At 42.9% G+C, this 21,528-nt stretch carries 18 protein-coding genes and 1 pseudogene; 13 read left to right on the top strand and 6 right to left on the bottom strand.

The features are described from left to right. Positions 1–114: 114 nt before the first annotated feature. A pseudogene (gene nrdD / locus AB4180_RS19960) lies at positions 115–1,383 on the top strand (anaerobic ribonucleoside-triphosphate reductase); the annotation flags it as partial. 155 nt (positions 1,384–1,538) lie between these two features. Beyond that, positions 1,539–2,009 (top strand): anaerobic ribonucleoside-triphosphate reductase-activating protein, encoded by a 471-nt coding sequence (nrdG, locus tag AB4180_RS19965; protein ID WP_012600613.1) that lies wholly within the window; start codon positions 1,539–1,541, stop codon positions 2,007–2,009. Positions 2,010–2,123: 114 nt separating this feature from the next. Here the strand turns inward: nrdG and AB4180_RS19970 are convergent, their stop codons facing one another. Then, the gene (locus AB4180_RS19970) at positions 2,124–3,551 is read right to left on the bottom strand and encodes an MATE family efflux transporter (protein WP_102249600.1); all 1,428 of its coding nucleotides are present in this window, start codon (positions 3,549–3,551) and stop codon (positions 2,124–2,126) included. 90 nt (positions 3,552–3,641) lie between these two features. On the opposite strand from AB4180_RS19970, the gene AB4180_RS19975 reads away from it, so the two are divergent. The 4 genes from AB4180_RS19975 (at position 3,642) to AB4180_RS19990 (ending at position 8,516) form a co-directional block, all read left to right on the top strand. Beyond that, complete coding sequence (locus tag AB4180_RS19975; protein ID WP_102249599.1) at positions 3,642–4,490, top strand: AraC family transcriptional regulator; 849 nt, start codon at positions 3,642–3,644, stop codon at positions 4,488–4,490. 243 nt (positions 4,491–4,733) lie between these two features. Then, the gene (locus tag AB4180_RS19980; protein WP_102249598.1) at positions 4,734–5,918 is read left to right on the top strand and encodes an amino acid aminotransferase; all 1,185 of its coding nucleotides are present in this window, start codon (positions 4,734–4,736) and stop codon (positions 5,916–5,918) included. An 11-nt stretch (positions 5,919–5,929) separates the two neighbouring features. Continuing rightward, the gene (locus tag AB4180_RS19985; protein ID WP_102249597.1) at positions 5,930–6,616 is read left to right on the top strand and encodes a RimK/LysX family protein; all 687 of its coding nucleotides are present in this window, start codon (positions 5,930–5,932) and stop codon (positions 6,614–6,616) included. A 292-nt stretch (positions 6,617–6,908) separates the two neighbouring features. Further along, positions 6,909–8,516: an ABC-F family ATPase gene (locus AB4180_RS19990; RefSeq protein WP_102249596.1), complete on the top strand. Its 1,608-nt coding sequence runs from the start codon at positions 6,909–6,911 to the stop codon at positions 8,514–8,516. A gap of 240 nt (positions 8,517–8,756) precedes the next feature. On the opposite strand, the gene AB4180_RS19995 is transcribed toward AB4180_RS19990, so the two are convergent. From AB4180_RS19995 to AB4180_RS20005, 3 genes are all read right to left on the bottom strand, one after another. Then, positions 8,757–10,643, bottom strand: coding sequence for a methyl-accepting chemotaxis protein (locus AB4180_RS19995; protein WP_017101870.1), 1,887 nt, complete (start codon positions 10,641–10,643; stop codon positions 8,757–8,759). Between the two features lie 290 nt (positions 10,644–10,933). Continuing rightward, complete coding sequence (locus tag AB4180_RS20000; RefSeq protein ID WP_009845348.1) at positions 10,934–11,458, bottom strand: hypothetical protein; 525 nt, start codon at positions 11,456–11,458, stop codon at positions 10,934–10,936. Between the two features lie 112 nt (positions 11,459–11,570). Further along, positions 11,571–11,978: a YgiW/YdeI family stress tolerance OB fold protein gene (locus tag AB4180_RS20005; RefSeq protein WP_102249595.1), complete on the bottom strand. Its 408-nt coding sequence runs from the start codon at positions 11,976–11,978 to the stop codon at positions 11,571–11,573. A 262-nt stretch (positions 11,979–12,240) separates the two neighbouring features. Here AB4180_RS20005 and AB4180_RS20010 point away from each other — a divergent pair, with 262 nt between their 5' ends. From AB4180_RS20010 to modC, 4 genes are read left to right on the top strand one after another with little or no spacing between them, the layout of a single operon-like run. Next, positions 12,241–13,707, top strand: a complete 1,467-nt coding sequence (locus tag AB4180_RS20010) for a cobyric acid synthase (protein WP_102249594.1) — start codon at positions 12,241–12,243, stop codon at positions 13,705–13,707. 57 nt (positions 13,708–13,764) lie between these two features. Then, positions 13,765–14,523, top strand: coding sequence for a molybdate ABC transporter substrate-binding protein (gene modA / locus AB4180_RS20015; protein ID WP_017102125.1), 759 nt, complete (start codon positions 13,765–13,767; stop codon positions 14,521–14,523). Then, positions 14,524–15,222 (top strand): molybdate ABC transporter permease subunit, encoded by a 699-nt coding sequence (gene modB, locus AB4180_RS20020; protein WP_102249593.1) that lies wholly within the window; start codon positions 14,524–14,526, stop codon positions 15,220–15,222. A gap of 5 nt (positions 15,223–15,227) precedes the next feature. Beyond that, positions 15,228–16,334, top strand: coding sequence for a molybdenum ABC transporter ATP-binding protein ModC (modC, locus tag AB4180_RS20025; RefSeq protein WP_102249628.1), 1,107 nt, complete (start codon positions 15,228–15,230; stop codon positions 16,332–16,334). A gap of 460 nt (positions 16,335–16,794) precedes the next feature. Here modC and AB4180_RS20030 read toward each other — a convergent pair whose 3' ends face one another. Next, positions 16,795–17,232, bottom strand: a complete 438-nt coding sequence (locus AB4180_RS20030; RefSeq protein WP_017098271.1) for a DUF3069 domain-containing protein — start codon at positions 17,230–17,232, stop codon at positions 16,795–16,797. 152 nt (positions 17,233–17,384) lie between these two features. Here AB4180_RS20030 and AB4180_RS20035 point away from each other — a divergent pair, with 152 nt between their 5' ends. Both AB4180_RS20035 and AB4180_RS20040 read left to right on the top strand, forming a co-directional pair. Beyond that, positions 17,385–18,335 (top strand): diguanylate cyclase, encoded by a 951-nt coding sequence (locus AB4180_RS20035; RefSeq protein WP_102249592.1) that lies wholly within the window; start codon positions 17,385–17,387, stop codon positions 18,333–18,335. A gap of 101 nt (positions 18,336–18,436) precedes the next feature. Then, positions 18,437–19,423, top strand: a complete 987-nt coding sequence (locus tag AB4180_RS20040) for a Solitary outer membrane autotransporter beta-barrel domain (RefSeq protein WP_371694879.1) — start codon at positions 18,437–18,439, stop codon at positions 19,421–19,423. 79 nt (positions 19,424–19,502) lie between these two features. Here the strand turns inward: AB4180_RS20040 and AB4180_RS20045 are convergent, their stop codons facing one another. Then, entirely contained in the window at positions 19,503–20,744 is a 1,242-nt protein-coding gene (locus tag AB4180_RS20045; protein WP_012600626.1) for a GGDEF domain-containing protein, read from the bottom strand. A gap of 392 nt (positions 20,745–21,136) precedes the next feature. Here AB4180_RS20045 and AB4180_RS20050 point away from each other — a divergent pair, with 392 nt between their 5' ends. Next, complete coding sequence (locus AB4180_RS20050; protein ID WP_009845358.1) at positions 21,137–21,505, top strand: late competence development ComFB family protein; 369 nt, start codon at positions 21,137–21,139, stop codon at positions 21,503–21,505. Positions 21,506–21,528: the final 23 nt, after the last annotated feature.

Below are 21,528 nucleotides of genomic sequence, written 5' to 3' on the forward strand. Positions count from 1 at the left end.
GAGAGTTTGTATAACCCTTAAACTTGTATGTATATAACGTTAACTCACTGTAATTTAAAGATCAACTAAATGATTTTTTTATTAAATTCGTGAGAGCTACTTACTATAATACATAACGGACAAACACCATTCGTCACGTTTGGTTTCGGTCTTGGTGAAAGCTGGGGTTCAAAACTTATCCAGCAATCTATCTTGAAAAACCGCATCGCAGGTTTGGGTAAGAACCGCAAAACAGCCGTGTTCCCTAAACTGGTCTTTGCAATCAAAGATGGTTTGAACCACCAGAAACAAGATCCAAACTACGATATCAAGCAATTAGCGCTTGAGTGTGCATCTAAGCGTATGTACCCAGACATTCTTAACTACGGCAAAGTGGTAGAAGTGACAGGGTCATTTAAAACGCCTATGGGCTGCCGTAGCTTCTTGAATACTTACGAAGAAAACGGTGAGTTGATTCATGAAGGCCGTAACAACTTAGGTGTTGTTAGCTTGAACTTGCCACGTATTGCTATTAACGCAAAACAAGATATGGCTAAGTTCTACGAACTGCTTGATGAAAAATTGAAGCTAGCTCGTCGCGCTCTAGAAACTCGTATTTCGCGTCTAGAAAACGTGAAAGCGCGTGTTGCTCCAATCCTATACATGGAAGGTGCCTGTGGCGTTCGTTTGAAAGCAGACGATTCTATTGCCGATATCTTCAAGAATGGCCGTGCGTCTGTTTCTCTTGGTTACATTGGCATCCATGAAGCAATGACAGCACTTTACGGCACAGACGTTCACCTGTATGACGACGGCGAAATGCGTGCTAAAGCGCTTGAGCTGGTGGAGTACATGAAGCGTGAAGTGGAATCTTGGACAAAAGAGACAGGTTACGCGTTCAGCTTATACGGTACACCAAGTGAAAACCTATGCAGCCGTTTCTGTAGCATAGATACCAAAGAGTTTGGTGTAATTGATGGTGTAACTGACCGTGGCTACTACACAAACAGCTTCCACTTAGACGTACAGAAGAAAGTGAACCCATACGACAAGATCGATTTCGAGATGCCTTATCCAGAAATCTCTAGCGGTGGTTTCATCTGTTACGGCGAATTCCCGAACATGCAGAAGAACATCGAAGCGCTAGAAAACGTATGGGACTACAGCTACACACGTGTTCCTTACTACGGCACCAACACGCCAATTGATGAGTGCTACGAATGTGGCTACAACGGTGAGTTCGACTGTACAAGTAAAGGCTTTACGTGTCCTAAGTGTGGTAACCATGACTCAACCAAAGTGTCGGTAACGCGCCGCGTTTGTGGTTACCTTGGTAGCCCAGATGCACGACCATTTAACTTCGGTAAGCAAGAAGAAGTTAAACGCCGCGTGAAGCACCTTTAGTAAGCTCTAAGATCATTAGCTAGCTTACTAAGAAGAGCTACGTTTCAAGAAACAAGATTGGTATCGGCGCTATGTCGATACCAATTCTTTTATTTAAGATCTTACAGCATTTCGCTTCAAACTATTAAGCAATAACGAGTTTTCAAAACTGCTTTATGAACTACCATCAATATCACCCAATCGACGTTGTAAACGGCCCGGGAACACGCTGCACTTTGTTTGTGTCGGGTTGTGTGCACCAGTGTCGCGGGTGTTATAACCAATCGACGCAAAGGTTGGACTCAGGGCACTTGTTCACTCAAGAACTGCAAGACCACATTATCGCTGATCTGAACGATCCGCGAATCAAGCGTCGTGGCTTGTCGCTTTCTGGTGGTGATCCTCTGCATCCTGCAAACGTGTCTGAAGTGCTTAAGCTCGTTCAGCGTGTAAAAGCGGAGTGCGAAGGTAAAGATATCTGGATGTGGACGGGTTACGAGCTCGACGAACTGGATGAAAAGCAGAAGCAAGTGCTTGAATACGTCGATACTTTGATTGATGGTCGCTTTGAACAAGATAAAGCGGATCCAATGTTGGATTGGCGTGGCAGTTCAAACCAAATCATTCATCGATTTACTGACATATAACAGTCGTCGTGGCTTAGCACACTCGTAAAACGAAAAAGGGCGTCATGGTTAGCGCAATGCAACCAATCGGCCCTTGGGTGTGAGTTCTTTTCGTTTATTCGCTCAAACTACCATTCAAGCAACGACCTGATCTGGCTCTTCTATTAAGTTGTTGATCCATTTCTTAGAGTGAATCCGCTGGCTAGTTAAAGCTATCTTCGCTAACTCTTCCAGCAGCACAATCATCAAAACCCATTCTAGCGGCCAACCCAACACCAACGCAGTAAAGTAGGCAAGGGGAATACCGATTGCCCATTGGCCAAACAGGTCGATGAAGATGCTGTAGTTGATGTCTCCACCACTTTTCAGCACTCCGCCTATACCAACCATATTGAAGACTCTTAGTACCATACCGAGTGCCATTACTAAGGTAACGTTAACGGCCGTACCTTTGAGCTCTAAGTGAGTAAGACCGATCATGTATACGATCGCGGGTTTGGCGACAAAGCACATTAACGCCAGTAAAGCAGCAAGCCCACAACTCACTAACACATAGCCCCAAGCTGTATTCTCGACACGTTGATAGTTCTTCGCACCGATCTCGTTACCTAGAATGATGGAAGCCGCAACCGCAAACCCCAAAAAAGCAGAGATCAAAATGCTTTCGACAGGCGATAACAAGGAAATGATCGCAAGTTCTCCAACCCCCATTTGGCCAACGATAACGTTGTAAATAAGAATCCCGCCCGCCCACGCAGTGTCGTGAACCAACATAGGTATAGCCACCGTAAAGAACTTCTTTCTATGCTTCGGTAATATCGTATCTCGCCAATTGCTTAGTGTTGGAAATAGGTGGGTGTAGTGTCTCTTTGCCATAGCAAGCAGGGCAACCGTTTGAAAGAATCGAGACACCGTAGTACCAATTGCCGCACCAACCACACCCAGTTCTGGAAACCCAAACAAGCCGAAGATCAATAGGGCGTTGAGAATTGCATTGACGATAATTGCCGAGATACTGATTTTGGTGGGCAGCTTGGCTTCGCCAACAGAACGAAGTGCACTCTCTAGCGGCACAACTACGGCAGTACCAATAAGGCTGGCTCCTGTTATCCAAAGGTAATCCGTTGCCAATCGGACGTAATCAGGGTCTGAGGCCACCACAGACACCACTGATTCAGGAGCCAATGTATAGATGAATACAAAGGGGATTATGGCAAAGATCGAAAGTGCCCATGATTGCGTTAGTGTGCGTCGAATTCCGTTGAAATCACCGGCACCGAAATATTGCGAAGCTAGTACGCTCACGGCTCCACTAATCCCCGATACCATGATCAAGTTGAAGAAGAAGATACGGTTGCCAACACCAACAGCGGCGGTTGCAGAATCACCAAGCTGATTGACCATAAAAATATCGACCACGCCAAGCAGTGAAAACAACATGGTTTGCAACGAGACTGGTAAACCGATGTGTAATAGTTTTTGCCAAAATTCTTTGTCTAAATGACGATATGTCGAGAGCATCGCATTTCCCCGGTAGTGATTATGCGAGAAGTTTATCGGCATTTGTTTTCGCTGTATTCTTCAGACTCATCACAAACTTTTGCCAAACTATCCACTTTGATAAGTTGGCCAATTGAATGAGTTAGCAGTGATATGAGTGATAAACAAGAAAGGTATGAGATCTCTGAAAAGACGCACCAAGAGTTTGTCGATCAAAGCCATGTATTGGCATTTGAAGAGCTCGGTATCGTTCAGTGTGGTACGGCGTCGTGCCGCGATTTTTTTTCGGTGTATCGGAAAAACCAACAGAAACACATGTTGCTGTATACCGTGAGAGGTAAGGGATGGCTCGAAAGCGAAGGGTGTCGCTACATTTTAGAACCGGGTTCGTGCATTACTGTTCCAGCAGGAATAGAGAATGGTTTTGGTATTGAAGAAGAAACATGGCAGATCGCATGGATCTTTCTCTCGCCCAACAAGCTATGGGAAAATGTCGTCAATGATGAGGTGAGTTATACGCTGTCTCCGGCGGCAGAAGTCGTCTCGTCGTGCATTCATACTCTGTTGAGAAGTATTGCCTTACCCATAGATTTAGGTGGAGCGATTGCCACTCACAGCGTTGCCCAAATAGAGTTCATGATTAATGCGCCAGTGCCTCAGCAACAGTCGCGCAATTTGATCCGCTTAAGACGCGTTTTCGATAATGTACAAAAGCAGCTCCATAAAGAATGGAACGTTCATGAACTCGCGAGCTTATTCCCGTGCTCAGAGCCACACTTCCATCGTTTGTGTCAGCGCTATTACTCGCACAGCCCAATGACTCATATCATGCGTATGAGAATGGAATACGCTGCACGGCTACTTAGATCGAGTGATTGGTCGATTCAACACATTGGTGAGATAGTCGGATATCCAAATGCCGCTAACTTTAGCACTCGGTTTAAGGCGTGGTCAGGAATGACACCAAGACAATTCAAACAGAGTGCCCAAGAGCGATCTTAATAGGGAGCATAGAAACATAAGACACATCGAAGCATAAGATACCTAGACATACAGCGCTTTGAATTGTGCAATTGGTTATTAGGTGTTTGAAATTTGCACTGTTTATCCGTTTGAAATGACCAATCTCTGATTACTTCTAATTACTAATGGTAACTAAGCGCTTCTATTAAAAAATGTTTCTGATTTGTCTACGATAATGTTAACGTGAAACTCATACTTGAATTTCAAAGGGTTGTGACTTTCATGTTTTCACATCTACCAAAACCAACTTTAGATCCAATTCTATCTCTCTCTGTCGCTTACCGTGGCGATACTCGTACTGATAAAGTCGACTTAGGCATTGGCGTTTACAAAAACGACCAAGGTGAAACACCGATCATGAAAGCCGTCTCTAAGGCTCAAGATATCGTTGTTGAAACACAGAAAACCAAAGCTTATGTTGGCCTAGCAGGCTGTGAAGAGTTTAATCAGAGCATGGTTGATCTGTTGCTTAAAGGGACTTCTGCAATAGGTCGCGTTGCTGCGATTCAAACACCAGGTGCAAGTGGTGCACTTCGCATGTTGGGTGACTTGATGAAAGTCTCTCAACCAGACACAACGGTTTGGATTTCAAACCCAAGCTACGTTAACCATAAACCGGTGATGGAAGCGGCGGGCTTAAAAGTTCGATACTACAATTACTTCAGTCCTGAAACGAAGCAAGTTGATACTGCTAAAATGTTGGCCGACCTTTCAAAAGCGGGTCCATCAGACGTGGTACTTCTTCACGGTTGCTGTCATAACCCAACGGGTGCTGACATTGATTTTGAAGCGTGGCAGGAAATTACTAAGTTATCGCAAAAGAATGGTTTCTTACCGTTTGTTGATATTGCCTACCAAGGCTTTGGTGATGGCCTAGAAGAAGACGCAAAAGGTCTTCAACATATGGCGAACAACGTAGAAGAGATGTTGATTACGACGTCATGTTCGAAAAACTTCGGTTTGTACCGTGAAAGAACGGGTGCCGCGATTGTTATCGGTAAGAACAGTGAACACGTAGGCAATGCTAAAGGTAAGCTACTGACACTGGCTCGTTCAACTTACACAATGCCGCCAGATCATGGTGCCGCGTTGGTTAAAACAATTCTTCAGAATCAAGAACTAACGGCGATTTGGAAACAAGAGCTGAGTGAAATGCAGCAACGTTTGTTAAATCTGCGCCAAGGTTTATGTAATGAATTGCGAAATACTTACAACACGTCACAATTTGACTTCATCGAAAGCCATAAAGGCATGTTTAGTGTACTAGGCTTTAAAGAAACTCAAATGAATCAACTACGTGAAGAATATGGAGTCTATGGTGTTGGTGATGGACGCATCAATATCGCAGGCCTTTCTGAATCCCATATTCCTTATGTGGCTAAAGCGATAGCCAACGTTTCAAAATAGAAGGTGACTGAATGTATAATTGGAAAGCGATTGTAGTTTTAATGCTAAGTGGTGGCCTGTTTGCTTGTTCGACGACGACTCAAGTTCCTGTCGAGCCAGAGCAAAAGCCTCAAGTAGAACAACCTGTTGTCGATGACTCTTCTAAGACTGACGCAACGGAAGGCGAGAAAGTAACGGAACCTACAGAGAAGCCTCAAGAAGTAAAACCAACGGAACCAGAAGCGAAACCAAAGCCTGAACAAAAACCGACTGCAAAACCAACCAAGACAAGTGATGGCAAACTGATTCTTGGCGAAGAGGAGTGGGTGTTTGTTCCTGGTCTTAAAGAAGCGTTTAAAGCACGAGTTGATACAGGTGCAACAACATCATCAATCAGTGCCGTTGATATTGTTGATTTCGAACGTGACGGTAAAGATTGGGTTAAGTTCAAAATTGAACATGATGGCATCACAACTGAAGAGATCAGCTTGCCGGTAGAGCGTTGGGTTAAGATCAAGCAGTCGAGCGCGGAAGGTACACAACGACGTGCTGTTGTTGTCGCTTCAATTCAAATCGGCGATCTAAAAGATAAGACTGAATTTACGCTAGCAGATCGAACGCATCTTTCTTTCCCAATTCTGTTGGGGAGAAGCTTCTTTAGAGATGTTGCCGTTGTCGATGTTGGTCAAAAATACGTTCAGAAAAAAATAACTAAATAGCGTCAATCGGTATTTATTCGAATTAGAGTATGATGCTTTTATTGATGAGAAATGGAATCCCTACTAATGGAATTAGTGGGGATTTTTTCTTTTTATGATGTAATAAACGACGAAATACACTTTATTGTGCGTTGTTCTTCATTCGTTCACTGTTTAACCTCGACAATGTGATCCTGATCTCTATATAATCCGCGCTTCGTTTTATGTTTAATCCATACTTTCGTACTTCTTATTTTGGCTAATTGAAATAGCCAAATAATTATCTGTCAGTACACGCTTAGGAATTAGTTCTTTGATATCTACCGCGAACATCACAATGCAATTTGGCGCAGAGCCGCTGTTTGAAAACATCTCTGCTAAATTTGGTAACGGAAACCGTTATGGTTTGATCGGCGCCAATGGTTGCGGAAAATCAACGTTCATGAAAATCCTAAGTGGCGCATTGACGCCAAGCTCGGGCAACGTTTCGATCACTCCTGGAGAAAAACTGGGTGTGCTAAGCCAAGATCAGTTCGCTTTTGAACAGTACAGCGTTATCGATGTAGTGATCATGGGTGACAAAAAACTGTGGGAAGTAAAACAAGAACGTGACCGTATTTACTCTTTGCCAGAAATGAGCGAAGACGATGGTATGAAAGTCGCTGAGCTTGAAAGTGAATTCGCGGAAATGGATGGCTACACAGCAGAAAGCCGTGCTGGTGATATCCTAATTCAAGCGGGTATCGAAGAAGAGTTCCATTTCGGCCTAATGCAACAAGTTGCTCCGGGTTGGAAACTCCGTGTGCTATTGGCACAGGCACTGTTTGCAAACCCAGATATCCTGCTTCTTGATGAACCAACCAACAACTTGGACATTCATACGATTAACTGGCTTGCTGAAGAGCTAAACCTGCGTAAATGTACAATGATCATCATTTCGCACGATAGACACTTCCTTAACTCTGTATGTACGCATATGGCGGATATCGACTACGGCGAGCTACGTGTTTACCCGGGTAACTACGAGTACTTCTTAGAAGCGTCAGGTTTGATTCGAGATCAACTTCTAGCGAGCAACGCTAAGAAAGCGGCTGAGATCAGCGAGCTTCAAGATTTCGTAAACCGTTTTGGTGCTAACGCATCGAAAGCAAAGCAAGCAAGTTCACGTGCTAAGAAAATGGACAAGATCACGCTTGATGAAGTGAAGTCATCAAGCCGTATGAGCCCATCTATTGATTTTGGTGAAGGTAAGAAACTGCACCGTCAAGCGCTTGAACTTAAAGAGCTTGGTCACGGCTTCGATGGCGAAACACTGTTTGCTGGTGGTAACTTGCTGCTTGAAGCGGGTACACGTCTTGCTGTTATCGGTGAGAACGGTGTGGGTAAAACAACACTATTGAAATGCCTAGTTCAAGAGCTAGAGCAAAACGAAGGTATCGTTAAATGGTCTGAAAACGCATCAGTAGGCTACTGCCCACAAGATAGCTCGTCTGACTTTGATAACGACCTGAGTATCTTCGATTGGATCTCACAATGGCGCACAGTGAAGCACGATGACCTTATGGTACGTGGTATTCTAGGTCGTCTATTGTTTACTGCTGATGATGCGAACAAGAAAGCTCGTAACTGTTCTGGTGGAGAGAAAAACCGTCTGTTATTCGGCAAGCTAATGATGCAAGACATCAACGTGCTTGTGATGGACGAACCAACGAACCACATGGACATGGAAGCAATCCAAGCCCTGAACGACGCATTGAAGGTTTACACGGGGACGCTTATCTTTGTAAGCCATGACCGTGAGTTCGTTTCTTCGCTAGCAACACACATCATTGATGTAAAAGACCAACAATTAGTGAGCTTCCAAGGTACTTATGAAGAGTACTTGGATCATCAGAAAAAGATGCTAATGGTTAGCTTATAACAGTCTTAGTTGGTCTATAACTGTATTGGTTGACCTATAGTTGCATTAGTAATTAGGTAAACGGCTAGCAGCTAACTGTTTATTTGCTAACTATAATAAGAAAGCAATGAGAATAAGAAAGCCCCCGAACACAATAGTGGTCGGGGGCTTTTTGTCGTTCTGATGTTGGTTCTAATTTTAAACGCGGTTAAACAACATTGTTTAACCGCGCTCAAGAGCTAGAACGAATTATCCGTACGTCTAGTATTTAAACAATTGAACTTGAGTATTCAACTGTTGAGCAATACCGCGCAACTCTTCAGACAAGTGACGAGAGTTATCAGCCTCAGTAGACATGTTTTCTGATACATCATTAACCAACTGAATATTCTTACTGACTTCACCAGTAACCGATCTTTGCTCAGAAGCAGCATTCGAGATATGTGAAGCCATCTCTGAGATCTGTTGAATCGATGTCGCGATCTCTTCCAGTGCAATCGTCGCATTGTTTGCATCATCGACACTTGATTGCGCCAAGTCTTGGCTACGTTGCATTGATTCAACCGCACTGACGCTGTTTTTCTGAAGAGTCTCGATCATTTCGCGAATCTCGTCTGTAGAGCTGTGAGTACGTTGAGAAAGAACACGAACTTCATCTGCCACAACCGCAAAACCGCGACCTTGCTCACCCGCACGTGCCGCTTCAATCGCTGCGTTTAAGGCAAGTAGGTTAGTTTGTTCTGCAATATCAGAAATGGTTGATAGAATAGTGTTGATGTCTAACGCATTTTTCTCAACTTCTTGAATGATTCCTGAAGCGTTCTCAACTTGTTGAGCAAGGCTAGTGATCGAATCTTGGTTGCGGATGATGACTTGCTTACCTTGTTCACAATTCTCTGTTGAACTGATCGCTGAATCAGCCGTCATTTGCGCGTTGTTTGCTACTTCTTCTGCTGTTGCCGACATTTCATGTACGGCTGTGGCAATCTGAGAAATTTCGTGAAGTTGGACTGATAGACCTTCACTTGTTTGACGAGCGACATTGGTACTAATTTCAGATTGCTGATTAAGCTGGTTTGAAGAGCCCGCAATATCACGCACTATCTCTTGAAGTTTTGCTATGAATGCGTTGACGTGATGCGCTAGAGTGCCAATCTCGTCTTTACTATGAACAGTCATACGCTGTGTTAAGTCGCCGTCACCTTTGGACAATGCTTCCATTGCCGAGCTTAGTGTCGTTAATGGCGATAGTGCTTTCTTGATGATAAACATCGCAACAAATGCGATTACAGCAAGTTGTATTAGACCAAATATTACCGACTGACGAACTAATGAATAGTAAGAAGCAAAAGAGTGATCTTTATCTATAACAACAGTGAAGTACCAGTCTGTATGAGGAACTTTCTGAGCAGAAAGAAGGGAGTCGGTACCTTTAATGGTTAACTCTTCAAATTCTGGATTTTGCGCAAGTGATTTGATTTTCTGAGCAGAAAGGTTGTTTGAAATATTAGAAACAGGCTTTAGCGTTAGGCCACGGTCTCTATGGGCAACAATGTTACCTTTACCATCGACAAGAAAAGCGTAAACACCAGGTTGCTCGATACTTACAATATCATTAATGAGGGTGTTTAAGTTCAGGTCTGCACCAATAACACCAGAGAAACCGTTGGTATTGAATGGGCTTGCAATTGTTACCACTAGGTCATTCGTAGCTACATCAACATAGGGTTCAGTGACGACTGTTTGACCTGCCGCCATAGGCGCTTTGTACCAATCTCGAGTACGTGGGTCGTAGTCTTGCGGTACTGGCAAATCACCACCTAGAAGAAAGCGACCGTCAGAAAGCCCTGCGTAGGCAATTTGAAACTTACCGGCACTTGTACTTTGAGTTAAATAGCTGGTTGGGTCATCGGTAAAAGTAAATGAATTTTTCGCTGCATTTACAACGTTAATTCGGCCTTCAATCCATTTTTCTATACCCGATACCGTTGTATCAGTTAGTGTATTTGAATATTGCTGAATGGAACGATAGGTTTCGTTAAGAAGTTGCTTACCTGTTACATAAGTCTGAATCATAGTCATTGCGAAAATAATGACAACAAACATCAATGTTAATTTGTTCTTGATTGAAATATTGCTAACACCCATTTACGGTACTTCACTCTATTAGAAATTTGGAAGAGAGTAGCAGTACGCCGTATTACCGTAAAGATATTTTATTACTGATTTTTATCAATAAATGAATAGTATAAAAATGAGTTATAAACGGAAGTGACGAGAAAGGGTGATTTTCGAGGATTTTAAGCTAAATGTTTAGTTTTTAGTTGCAAAATCAGACATTAAGGCCAATAGGTCACGAGACTATTAGCCTTTAAGTTACCGTTTAAACAATCGAATTTAACATTTGCTCACTGATGGATCATAAGTGTTGAATAGACTTAAAAGCCAAATCGAGCTGACATTAAGAATTGGTGGCCGTAAGTACCGTTATTTCGAAGGTCAATACCTACTGAAAGCTGTTCTGTTGAGTGGAAGCGAGCCCCTACACCGACAATTGAACTCGTGTCGTCGCTGTCGACGAGTTGACCAAGGCGGGCGTTAACTTCAATGTTTGCCAGCAACCAAGCTCTTAAACCAATATTGATTTCAGTTTTAATGTGGTTACCATCATTACGTTCGATGTTGTGCAGTAACATCTGTCCAGTAATATCAGCCAACTGATTAATTGGGCCGTTGAACCCCATACCTACAGCCGCATCCCAATCCCCTTCAAATTCAGAATCGATTCGAGCAACAAAGTGTGAGTTTTGAGTGAACATTGTTGTGACTTCGCCACCAAATGTACTAGGGCTAATACCTGTGCGCAGCTCAAATGTATTGTAGTTAAAGTTGTTTGCATACGCAGAGAATGAACACAGTGTAACCAACCCCAAAAGGACCGTCTTGTTTGCGCTACCTAGCATGGTGACTCCATATTAATTATATTTTTCGGCATTATAATGCAAAAAAGCCTGCAATATGCAGGCCATTTGTTATAAATCATGTCTTAGAAGTCGACGGTACGGAGATCGTATCTTACAAAACTTGAATATGATCTACTTCGATCTCTGGCGTTTTACCACCTTCGTATTCGCCAAATATACGAACTTTTGTATCTGCGGTGAGCGGTTGCGCTAGAAGGATATCGTCATCCAGTTCGATTTGAATTTCACTCTGACCATCAGAGAATACGAACGTATCGTTCTTTAGTTGACGAACAATCTTGCCATCTACGATTGCCTCTTGCTCTGCGAACATGCTGGTGTCTGCTAGTAGAGTCGCAACTGAAACGGTTTCAATCGGTCCCGTGTACGCAATAGCGCTCTGATGCTTGTGGTTACTGTCGCTATTGTTGTGATTACTGTCGCTGTGATGGTCACTAGCCATTGCGAAAGTAGGAGCGAGGATAATAGTAGATGCGATAGCTAATACAGTTTTTTTCATGGTGAATCCCTTAATGTTGTTTTTAGTAGAAACGTTTTTCTGAATTTGAAACGTTTCTTTTCGTTAGTGTGCTTATTTTGTTTGTAAGCTTCGTTTCGATGGAGCTATTAAACAACACTGGGGTTGAATCCAGAGTGAGTAACACATTCATTTTCCATTCATTTTATTGAGCATCTACACGACAATGACGTTAAGATGGGGGCAGAGAAATATTGCCCACAGCTATAAATTGAAAATTAAGAAATAAAGGATTTAAGTACAGATGCGATCACCGTTAAACGCCCTTATGGTTCAAGGGACAACGTCAGATGCCGGAAAAAGTGTTTTGGTGGCAGGTTTATGCCGTGTTTTGGCAAGGAAAGGCATCAAAGTGGCACCTTTTAAGCCACAAAATATGGCGCTAAATAGCGCAGTGACAAAAGATGGTGGCGAAATTGGTCGTGCTCAAGCGGTTCAGGCACAAGCTTGTAATATTGAGCCTACAGTTCATATGAACCCTGTATTGCTAAAACCCAATTCAGATACGGGTGCGCAAGTGATTCTACAAGGAAGAGCACTGACGAATATGGAAGCGACCGGATATCACGACTACAAGAAAGTTGCGATGAATTCGGTTATTGATTCGTTTGATCGACTTTCCGAAGAATACCAAAGCGTGATGATTGAAGGTGCGGGCAGTCCCGCAGAGATCAATCTTCGAGAAAACGATATCGCGAACATGGGCTTTGCTGAAAAGGCAGACATCCCAGTGATCATCGTTGCTGATATTGATCGTGGCGGCGTTTTTGCACACCTCTACGGCACATTAGCTCTATTATCTGAATCTGAACAAGCGCGCGTAAAAGGCTTTGTGATAAACCGTTTTAGAGGCGATATTGCGTTACTTCAATCTGGTTTAGATTGGCTAGAAGAGAAAACAGGTAAGCCTGTGATAGGGGTTTTGCCTTATCTGCATGGTTTTAACTTAGAAGCGGAAGATGCCATTACCTCAGCCCAAGAGTCTAATGGAGAAGCTAAACTCAAGGTTGTGGTGCCAGTACTAACTCGAATCAGTAACCATACAGACTTTGACGCTCTGCGACTTAACCCGTCGATTGATTTACGTTACGTAGGCAAAGGCGAGCGCCTGAACAACGCTGATTTGATTGTATTGCCGGGAACAAAATCGGTAAGAGCCGATTTGGAATACCTAAAACAGCAAGGTTGGGATAAAGATATTCAGCGTCATCTTCGCTTGGGCGGGAAAGTGATGGGTATTTGTGGCGGTTATCAGATGCTAGGGAATATCATCCACGACCCAGATGGCGTTGAAGGGAAACCTGGAAGCAGTGAAGGGTTGGGGTATCTTGATACTGAAACGACACTAACACAGCAGAAAACTTTAACCAATGTGTGTGGAACCATGACACTTGATGGCAAAACTGCACAAGTAAAAGGGTATGAAATCCACGTAGGTAGGACTGATGTCAATGAAACGGTATTACCGGTTCAGTTAGAATCTGGCAGTGTTGATGGTGCTGTGAATCAAGATAACTCAATTTTTGGTACTTACCTGCATGGCGTATTCGATAACAGTGATGCATTGTCGCTTATTTGCGAATGGGCAGGCGCCAATGATGTGACAGCGATTGACCATGAACAGCTTAAAGAGTTGGGTATCAATCGAATCGCTGATGCCATCGAAGATCACTTGAACCTTGACCTGCTTTGGCCTGAATTAACAGCTTAGGCCGCAACTTAGAAGTTAGCTCAAGAATTTAAACGAACAATAGATTAAATGAGAATAATGAAAAAACGAGTCATCCTTTTAACTATCGTCTTAGTTTCAGCACTGAGTTCTACTCATCTTTTGGCTGCTGAAAAACTACGAGTTTATGCTGCATCGTCGATGACGAACGCGGTTAACTTGTTGGTTGAAGAGTTTGAGAAAGATCATTCTGTCGATGTTATTCCAGTGTATGCGAGCACGTCGTCTTTGGTACGCCAAATTGAACGAGGTGCGCCAGCAGACATTTTTATCTCGGCAAACGAAAAATGGATGACGCATTTAGTCGATCGCCAATTGGTTGCTAGTGACAATGTCACAAACTTGTGCGAAAACGAACTCGTGTTAATTTCCCCGAAAGAGACGCCAATATCTTTGGACCTCTCAAGCGGTGACCAATGGGCTAAACTTCTAATGAATGAAAGACTTGCAGTTGGCAACACCATGTCGGTTCCTGCGGGTATCTATGCGAAAGAAGCGCTAGAAACGTTAGGTGTATGGGACGATGTGAAGACTCGATTGGCACCAAGTAACAATGTACGTATGGCATTGGCTTTGGTAGAGCGTAGTGAAGCTAAGCTTGGCATTGTTTACAAAACAGATGCATTGCTATCTAAAGAAGTGAACCTAGTGTCGACGTTCCCATCAGATTTACATACGTCAATACGTTACCCTGTAGCGAAATTGAGCGATAAAGTCGTCGCAGAACAGTTCTATACTTTCCTAAAGAGCGAAAAAGCGAAGGACACCTTGAACAGTTTTGGATTTGAAGTGCGTTAAATGATGTATCTATCGGAATACGAATACCAAGCCTTAATGCTGAGCTTGAAAGTCGCTGGTTTTGCCATCTTGTGGCTTATTCCAATCAGCATCGGCTTGGCATGGTTACTTGCTAAGAAACAATTTGTGGGCAAAAGCATTGTAGAAAGTATTGTCCATTTGCCTTTGGTGCTTCCACCCGTGGTTATCGGTTATTTGTTGCTAGTGATGATGGGCAGACAAGGCGTTATTGGCTCTTGGCTTAATGACGTGTTTGGTATTGTATTCAGCTTTAGTTGGAAGGGCGCTGCTCTAGCGTGTGTGGTCGTAGCGTTGCCTCTGATGGTACGTTCTATACGACTGAGCTTAGAAACCGTAGACAGTAAACTTGAAGAGGCCGCAGCTACATTGGGCGCTTCACCTCTTCGTGTGTTCTTCACTATTACATTACCGCTGATGATCCCAGGGATCATTACTGGCACCATGCTTTCATTCGCAAGAAGTCTGGGTGAATTTGGTGCGACCATCAGCTTCGTTTCAAATATTCCCGGTGAAACTCAAACCATCCCTTTAGCCATGTATACCTTTATTGAAACCCCAGGAGCAGAAATGGAAGCCGCACGTTTGTGTGTCATTTCTATTGTGATCGCACTGAGTTCACTGATGCTTTCTGAATGGCTCAACAAAAAGTCAGCAAAACGTTTGGGGGGCAACGCATGAGTCGCATGAGCGCTTTAGTCCTCCAATATCAGCAACAGCTTGGTGAAACGTTTTTTGATATTGACTTAGAATTGCCAAGTACTGGTATTACGGCAATTTTCGGTCGTTCTGGTGCAGGTAAAACTTCACTTATCAATGCCATTAGTGGTCTCAAACAACCAGATAGTGGCTTGATCAGCGTATCTGGAACCATTCTGTTCGATAGTGAAAATGGCATCAACTTACCAACGCACAAACGCAACGTCGGCTATGTATTCCAAGAATCGCGATTGTTCCCACACATGAAAGTCGCGGCGAATCTTAAGTACGGCATGAAAGGTGCTGACAAAGCGCACTTTGAGCAAATAGTCTCGTTGCTATCGTTGGGCTCGCTGCTTGATCGCTATCCAGCCCGTCTGTCTGGCGGTGAGAAGCAACGTGTTGCGATTGGCCGCGCACTGTTGTCTAAGCCCAGCATTCTATTGATGGATGAGCCATTGGCGTCTCTGGACTTACCTCGTAAGCGTGAAGTAATGCCGTTTCTTGAAAACTTATCTGAAACCGTTCAAATACCGATTATCTATGTCACTCATAGCCTCAATGAAATATTACGCTTGGCAAATCACCTTGTGATCATTGAGCAAGGCACAGTTATTTCATCGGGGATGACGGAAGAGGTATGGGCATCGAGAGCCATGCAACCGTGGCAATCTTTTTCAGAGCAAAGTTCGTTGTTTGAAGCGACATTAGCGGAACATAATGATGATTATGCGTTGTCACGTCTAACGTTAGGTAAATCAACGTCACTTTGGGTTCAAAAGGTGTCGAGCGAGCTTGGCACTACGGTAAGGCTGCAAGTGAGGGCAAATGATGTCTCTATCACGCTACAGCAGCCGCAAGGCACTTCGATACGTAATATCCTTCCTGTCACTATTAAAAGGGTAGAGACGCACCAGCAAGGCTCGAATAAGCAGAGTGTCGCTGTCGAGTTAGAACTTGAGGCCGGATGCTACCTATGGGCAACCATTACATTGTGGGCGCTGGATGAGCTGAATTTAGAAATTGGGCAACGTGTCTACGCACAAATTAAAGGCGTGAGTGTCGCGCAAAGAGATATTGCGATAACGCACTAAACTTATGCACTAAGTTCATGCAGCAAGCTCATGCAGCAAGCTCATGCGATAAGATATTCAGATCTAGCGGTAATACATTAAGGCCCCACGACGTACTTGGTTTCTGGTTTCATTTTAGAACGGGTAAAACTCGAACTTGATTCTGTGACTCGATCTTGATTCCATAAATGACTACATGCGTCATTTTTATACGGTATAACTGCCAGTTCTGCGTCATACTATATGAGTGTGTATGTATACTTTCGTGCGATGAGAAAAGTTAGAATTCTAAGAGCCACAATGAGAATCCCTGCACTAACAAGAACCCAGACGTTACATTCGAATAATAGAAGAAGCGAGCAGAAAAAGAACGTATAGAAAAAGCTGCTGGTACAAAAAAGCCGCATGTTTTAAATAACATACGGCTTAATCATTAAGTTTTCCTTAAGCATTCAACCTAAATTTAGGTGCTCTGAATAGCTTAGCGGATGAAAACTTCTTTGAAATCACGCTTCAAGATAGCATCACGGCGCGCTTTCTTGATTTGCTTAGCCATGTCTTTTACACAGTTATGTAAAATTTGGTCAAGCAGTTGAGCTCGGTACTCTTCTTTTTCTTCATCAGTCATGCCTTCTGGAAGTTTAAGAGTAGGGAACTCCTCCATCATGTTTACGCCAGCGAAAGCTTGGCTAACAGAGATTAGAGCGTGGAATTGCTCAAAGTTGTCCAAAACATTTTGTGCGCTTGCTGGAAGGCTGCTCCAAGTTTCACGCACTGCTTCTTCAGACACTTCGTGAATAGAAGTAACCATGTTGTGCATCTCTTTAGGCACTTCATCAAATTCGATAACTTGGCGAAGCTCTGGTGAGATAGTGGTTAAATCGATTTCTTGTACTTCGTTGTTTGTAGCGTCTGACATAGTATTTCTCTTTAAAAAGAAACAATGCTAAAAAGATCTGTAAAAAAGTCAATATAATATAAAGATTAGGGCATGATTTAAGCCCAAATTTGAGCTACTTTGAATATTCAACACTAGATAAAGGTGATGTGATGATAGAAAAGGGATCTTCGATGCGCATATTGCTAGTTGATGACGTTCAACTGGATAGAATGCAACTCGCTATTCGACTCAAGCAACTGGGTCATGTTGTAGAAGCTGTTGGTAGCGGAAAAGAAGCCCTGAATGTTTATTCTGATTTTGATCCTGAACTCGTGTTATTGGATATCAGCATGCCAGACATGGATGGTTTTGAGGTCGCTAACGAAGTTCGTCGGCAATTCCCAGAATGGGTTCCGATCATCTTTTTGAGCGGTCATGAAGAGCCTGAAATGATCGCAAAAGCGATAGATGCCGGCGGCGATGATTATTTGATCAAACCGGTAAACAAAGTTGTTTTGAACTCTAAGTTGATTGCGATGCAGCGTATTGCGCACATGAGACGAGAGTTAAAACAGAGTACCGCCAAACTCGAAGAACTGAATATTTTACTGCAACAACAAGCCAACGAAGACGGCCTAACCAAATTGTACAACCGACGATATATGGATACTAAGCTTGAAGAGATCATTGCGTGGCACGGACGACGTAATATATCCATGACCGTCATACTACTCGATGTTGACTTCTTTAAGCCTTACAACGATAACTATGGCCATATTCAAGGGGATAAGTGCCTGCAAGGGCTTGCCAATACTTTGAAAGAGCTCTTTGTTCGAGCTGGAGAGTTTGTTGGACGTTACGGCGGTGAAGAGTTCGTCATCATTCTGAGTGATACCGATAGCTTAGGGGCTAATTTACAGGCCAATCGTGTAAAAGAAGCACTGCATCAAATGAACTACGTCCACGACTACTCAGCAGTGTCTGACAGAGTGACAGCGTCACAAGGCGTATTGTCATTCGTGCCTGAAGGTGGTGAGGCTATCGCTTCTATTTACGAAAAGGTTGACCAAGCACTGTATCAGGCCAAGCAAAGCGGAAGAAATACCTACATACAACGCGATATTATGGAGCTTGAGCAATAGTTGACGAGCTTCGGTAGTAACCTGAATTATACTTCTAGTAGCTTATAAGCCAGGAAGTGACTTAAGTGATAAAAGAAATGCAGCATTCCAAGTCATTCGTCATGACTAACTCAAACAAAGGTCTTGTATTAACTCTGTTTGTTTCCGTGTCTCCAACCGCTGTTAACGCAGCTTCACTCTCTGAACTGGTCAGGAAAGACATTGAACAAACCTTCGCAACGAGTGTTTTGCTCAATGATACGGATGTGTTTACCTTTGGCATAAATAATTTTGATCCCAACAAAGTCTTTAGTTTGGACAATGAAGATATTGGCTCTAATGACTCAGTAAGTCGCCGACAAAATATCGCGTCCCTCAGCCTTCCTTATACCTTTGAAGTGCCAAGTTATATTGAAGACAACCATCAAGAAGTAACACTTCGTTTATCTGCGTTGCGGATAGAGAAGGATGTTCAATATGCCAGTTCAACGATAAGCGACTTTCAAAAAGAGTCTGTGGTTTCTGGTTACGTTGAATATGCGAACGTATCCCAGTTAAACGAATACTGGAGTTTTAGTTCTGCAATTGGTAACCATATTTCCTATTATCGAAACGATTTTGAATATCGTTCTTCGTTGCTTGCACCAATTCAAGGTCGCCTGGATGGTCTTTATCTGAACACGGATGCTTGGGCATACATAATAGAGCCTAAGATAAAGTTGATGTTTGAAGATAAGAATGACTGGGGTAAATATAAACTCAGTACCAGTTGGCATTACTTTAATGGTATAGGTTGGGGAGAAGCCAATAACGGTAACATTGGTCACCCAGAAGGTTGGTACATAGCAAATGAAGCTAAGATCTTCTATGACTTAGTTCGTTGGGACAAAAACATCACATCTATGTATTCGAGTATAAGAAGAATAGATATTGGTGGTGATACTGTCGCGTCTATGGGCACTACAGCTTACTACGAAGGTAGTGTAGGTTGGTTGCTTAACCCAAATCTGTTTAATGACTGGGTCGACAATGTAGGAATAGGGTTTACTATCAATTACGGAAGTAGTTTGAAAGGAGGGAGCTTAGTCATCTTCTTTAACCAAGACTAGTCTAAGCACCAACGCTTTCGATGTTCACACCGTTAAATTACGATGTTCAGAGCTTTACATTCCAAGACTTTCAACGTCTTTAACTATCGACACACAGCTTGTTTCGGCCAGTTTCTTTTGCTTTGTACAGTGCGTTATCGGCAAGTTTCAAGACTTCTACGGGTTGTTTAGTGGTTCTACTATCAGACAGCCCAATGCTCACCGTTACGTTTACGACTTCAGTTGATTTGTTGCTCTGACCACGTTTTTTAATGCCGACTTCATGGTCGTCAGGGCGATCGTTGCTATTTCGAATCGTCATATCGTAGTTTTGTACTTCCGAAATGAGAACTTGAAGGTGCTCTTTAACCTGTTCCGAGTATTTGCCTTTAAAAATAATCGTAAACTCTTCACCACCATAGCGATAAGCTTTTGCACCACCGGTTGTTTCACTCAATATACGTGCTACCAACTTCAACACATCGTCGCCAATGTCATGCCCGTAGGTATCGTTAAATTTCTTGAAGTGGTCGATATCAACCATCGCCATTGAGTATTTTCGCCCTAAGTGCTTCATATCCACTTCTAGTGCGTGTCTACCTGGAATGTTAGTTAAACGGTCATTAAAGGCCATATCGTGGCTAGCAGAGACGACATAGATAATGAATAACGTACCAGACAGCGAGAACATCGTACTAGAGATGTATTGCACATCAAAAAATATGAATGTACTAGTAGAAAGTAAAATTGCGCTGTATACGACAACATCAATCGCGCGGTTGTATACCAGAACTAAAATCGAAGTGAGGCCAAGTAAACAAAGGCTATACAGCACTAAAACGAAAGGCAGCCTCGAGAATCCGTTAACGATAAACAGGATACCTTCGCTCCATGACTCAAATCCGCCTGACTGGAAGTGAGAAACAATTAATTGTGCCCATACCGTAAACAGAACGAGAACCAAAGCATATAGGAACATGGATTTCGAGTTAACGCCGTTATCTGGGAAGGCATACACCAGTAAGCATGTTACAGGAACTAAAGCGGTTAACAGAGACAGTTCTAATAGAGTGGTGCCTGTGTTGAGTGGCGTTTGTAAACGAACTTGAATGATGAGGTATGCGACGAGCATGGTTAAGGACACCATGGCCATACGACCTTGCTTAAATGTGTGGCACAGCAAAACCGCAACGCTCAATAGAATGTATGGGAGGTTGCTAGCAAACCCTAAGTTTGAATCCGTCACTAGGATGACGTTGTTCATACCTGCAAGTAATATTGCTAATAGAAGTAAGGGAAAGCAAAATCGAAATATGCTCGACGTGACGAAAGAAGATGTCATTTATGTGGTGAGCCTAACTATAATGATGATCTTATATTTTAATTTTATACGTAGGATACGGGTAAACAAGCAATTGCCAAGCTTTTTCATTAAATTATAGCAAAAACATGATCATAGCTCGCTAATTGTACAATTAAATTTATATGTGTTTCAGTTGCTATTAACCTAAGAACGAGCTAAACAGTATATATGATAAATGAAACAGCCGTTATTGATACTTAACTAAATTAAGATGGTTTGTGCTTAAGAGTTAGGTGGTTACCTAAGTAGCAATGAACAGATGTTATACGACTAGCTGCAGAAGCGGTTAGCAACAACGGCTATTAGTCACAACAATGATTAGCTGCAACAACGATTAAACTAGAAATAACCGCTCAACATGGAGGTGTATTATGCAAATCAGTGTCGATGTCCATAATTATATGGAAACTTTGGTGGGAAATGTATTAGCTACAGAAGAGTATGTTTCTGGCTATACCAACGAGCAGTTAGCCGATCTTGCGTGTTTGGCTTTAGGTCAGCTTAAACCCATCTATATTCGCTTCGATGTCGATTTTCTATCGGCATTGCCAGAGGATAAATTGGTGCTGTATAAACGAAATAGTGAGATCGCGGTCAAAAATGCAGAAAGTATGATCATTGACGACAGAAGACGAGAGCGTGACGACAATGTACCCGTAATCTTTAGTCAACATAATTTTGATGATGACGTTGAATTACAATGGTATGAAAAGCCATTGTTGAGCGGTAAACAGTCATGATAGTTTACGGTTAATGCGGTCAT

It is taken from the genome of Vibrio sp. 10N.286.49.C3, from assembly GCF_041469545.1.
In the GTDB taxonomy this organism is placed as follows: Bacteria; Pseudomonadota; Gammaproteobacteria; order Enterobacterales; family Vibrionaceae; genus Vibrio; species Vibrio tasmaniensis_A.